Below are 3,072 nucleotides of genomic sequence, written 5' to 3' on the forward strand. Positions count from 1 at the left end.
AGCGCGCTTCGCGTCGTCCTTACGCGCCCCGCTTCGGCCAGCGGTGGCGCGTGCCGCCCGAACGGCGGTCGGCCTTCTCGGGCACCATGCCCTGGGCGCTGAGCGCGCCACCGCGCTGCTCGAGCCGCTGCAGGCACTGCAGCAGGATCTCGATGTGCGCGGGTTCCATGCCCTCGAGCAGGCCGGTGTTGAGGTCGGCGATGCGCGGGAACAGCTCGTCGTAGAGCTGCCGCCCCGCGGGGCTCAGCCGCACGTGCACCTCGCGCCGGTCCTCGGCGTCGCGGCGCCGCTCCACCAGCTGCTTCTCGACCAGGCTGCGCAGCCCGCGCGAGGTGCGCACGCGGTCCAGGTTCAATTGCTCCGACAGTGCCGAGGGCGTGATCTCGCCGGTCTGCGCGAGCGTGCCGATCATTCCCCATTCGCGGCGCGTGATGCCGAAGCCGCCCTCGACCAGGCGCGTGGCCATACCGGCACCGGCGCGCGCCGCGCGCGAGAGCCGGTAGAGCAGCAGGTCGTCGAGGGAGCGGGGCGCGAGCAGCGCGGCCGCGTCGGGAAAGGCTTGCAGGGAAGAAGAACTCACGGAGGGCGCGGGATGTGGCGGCGCCGCCGCGGCGCCCGATGATGGATTAGATCAACTATTTGTTACCTGCATATAAACAGCGTAACAAAAGCCGGCCACCAGCCGCCGGCGTGAGGAGATCCCCCCGTGCCCTTTTTTCCCTCCCGGCGACGACTCGCCGCCTGCTGCCTCGCGCTCGCGATCGGCGGTGTCCTGGCGCCCGCGCAGGCGCAGAACCTCGAGAGCCCGCTCACGCTGGTCGTCGGCTATGCGCCCGGCGGCAGCACCGACCGCATCGCGCGGCTGATCGCCGAGCGGCTCGGGCCCAAGCTCGGCGTGGCGGTCACGGTCGAGAACCGCGCGGGCGAGGGCGGCCGGCTCGCGGCCAAGCAACTGCGGCGCGCACCCGCGACCGAGAACGTGCTGATGCTCGGCAACCCGGCCGTGATGGTGGTGGCGCCGCTGGTGTTCAAGGACGCGGGCTACGACCCCGACAAGGACTTCGTGCCCGTCACGCAGGTCAGCAGCTACGACTTCGCGCTGGCCGTGGGGCAGAAGCTGCAGCTCGACCGCGCCATGTTCCTGGTGGGCCGGCTCTGGGCCCATCCCGAGGAGGCGATCTTCGGCGTGCCGGCCACCGGCAGCCTGCCGCACTTCTTCGGCCTGATGGTGGGCGATGCGCTGAGCGTGCAGCCGCAGATCAAGGGCTATGGCGGCTCGGCGCCGCTGGCGGCCGACCTGACCGGCGGCTCGCTGCCGATCGCCATCGACACGCTGGACTCGCTCTATGCGCAGCACGTGGCCGGCAAGATCCGCATCCTGGCCGTGTCGGGCAAGAAGCGCGCGAGCTTCGCGCCCTCGCTGCCGACCTTCCGCGAGGCCGGCATGAAGATCGATGCCGACGGCTGGAACACCTTCTTCGCGCCGAGCAGCATGCCGCCGGCCAAGGTGCAGCTGCTGGCCGCGAAGATCCGCGAGGTGATGCAGGACCCGGGGCTGCAGAAGGCGGCCGATGCGCTCTACATCACGCCGGTGGTCAGCAGCAATGCCGAGACGGTGCAGATGCTCAAGGCCTACCGGCAGCAGTGGGAGCCGGTGGTGCGGCGCTCGGGCTTCGCGCCCTGAGCGCGCGCGTTCAGGCGTCGGGATCGGACGGCCGCGCGGCGCTGATCTTCTGCAGCTCCGCCACGCCCATCACCAGCGCATTCGAATAGCTGGTCTCGGCGCGCGCTGCGCGGCGGTAGACGCGGTAATCGAGCACGTCGGCCTCGCCGCTGTCCAGCGCCTTGAGCAGGACCCAGTGGAAGCGGTCCGGTTCGGGTTCTTCGACGGTGAGGGCCAGGTCGTTGAGGGCGGGCATGGGGCGGGGTCGCGGGGCGTTGTGACGGAGAAGCCCTGTATACGGAGGATTCGCCGAACCGGATGCAGCGCGTGGGTTCACCGGGCCGGTTGCGTGACGGAAGCCGCATTCCGGCGTTGCGTTTCGGGCACCCGCGCGCGCTCAACGACAATCCCGCCATGAATTTCCAGGCAGCGGCGGCGCCGGCGAGCGCGCGAGAGCACACCGGCGGGGCGCGTTGCGTGATGGTGCTGGGCACGACCAGCGGTGCCGGCAAGAGCTGGATCGCGACCGCGCTGTGCCGCTGGTACGCGCGCCAGGGCCTCAAGGTGGCGCCCTACAAGGCGCAGAACATGAGCAACAACGCGCGCGTGGTCGAGGGCGGCGAGATCGGCAGCGCCCAGTACTTCCAGGCGCTCGCGGCGCGCGCGCGGCCCGAGGTGCGCATGAACCCGCTGCTGCTCAAGCCCGAGCGCGACACCCACAGTCAGGTGGTGCTGATGGGGCAGGTCGACGAGACCCTGTCGGCGCTGCCGTGGCGCGGGCGCAGCGAGCGCGTGTGGCCGCAGCTCGCGCGTGCGCTCGACGAGCTGCGCGCCGAGAACGACGTGGTCGTGATCGAGGGCGCCGGCTCGCCGGCCGAGATCAACCTGATGGCCAGCGACATCGTCAACCTGCGCATCGCGCGCCATGCCCAGGCGCGCTGCCTGCTGGCCACCGACATCGACCGCGGCGGCGCCTTCGCCCATCTCTATGGCACCTGGGCGCTGCTGCCCGAGGCCGACCGCGCGCTGCTCGCGGGCTTCGTGCTCAACAAGTTCAGGGGCGATGCCTCGCTGCTCGCGCCCGCCCCCGAGCAGCTGCGCGAGATGACCGGCGTGCCCGTGGTCGCGACCCTGCCGATGTGGTGGCAGCACGGCCTGCCCGAGGAGGACGGCGTGTTCGACGACCGCAGCCGGTCTTCGGGCGCCGTGACGCGCACCGTCGCCGTGATCGCCTATCCGCGCATCAGCAACCTCGACGAGTTCCAGCCGCTGAAGAACGTGCCCGGCGTGCGCCTGGTCTGGGCCCGCGCGCCGGCCGACGTGGCCGGCGCCGACTGGATCGTGCTGCCCGGCTCCAAGCACACCAGCGGCGACCTGGCCTGGCTGCGCGCGCAGGGTCTCGACCGCGC

At 71.5% G+C, this 3,072-nt stretch carries 4 protein-coding genes; 2 read left to right on the forward strand and 2 right to left on the reverse strand.

Annotated elements, in window-relative coordinates:
* Positions 1-19 precede the first annotated feature (19 nt).
* Entirely contained in the window at positions 20-565 is a 546-nt protein-coding gene (locus AC27VN_RS37270) for a MarR family winged helix-turn-helix transcriptional regulator (protein WP_208510915.1), read from the reverse strand.
* Between the two features lie 141 nt (positions 566-706).
* Here AC27VN_RS37270 and AC27VN_RS37275 point away from each other — a divergent pair, with 141 nt between their 5' ends.
* Entirely contained in the window at positions 707-1,684 is a 978-nt protein-coding gene (locus AC27VN_RS37275) for a tripartite tricarboxylate transporter substrate-binding protein (RefSeq protein ID WP_093342317.1), read from the forward strand.
* 10 nt (positions 1,685-1,694) lie between these two features.
* Here AC27VN_RS37275 and AC27VN_RS37280 read toward each other — a convergent pair whose 3' ends face one another.
* The gene (locus tag AC27VN_RS37280; protein WP_490879902.1) at positions 1,695-1,919 is read right to left on the reverse strand and encodes a hypothetical protein; all 225 of its coding nucleotides are present in this window, start codon (positions 1,917-1,919) and stop codon (positions 1,695-1,697) included.
* A 158-nt stretch (positions 1,920-2,077) separates the two neighbouring features.
* Between AC27VN_RS37280 and AC27VN_RS37285 the strand changes: the two genes are divergently transcribed.
* A partial coding sequence (locus AC27VN_RS37285; protein ID WP_490879903.1) for a cobyric acid synthase occupies positions 2,078-3,072 on the forward strand: 995 nt, incomplete at its 3' end.

It is taken from the genome of Variovorax sp. 20P10.2.4 (assembly GCF_058244205.1).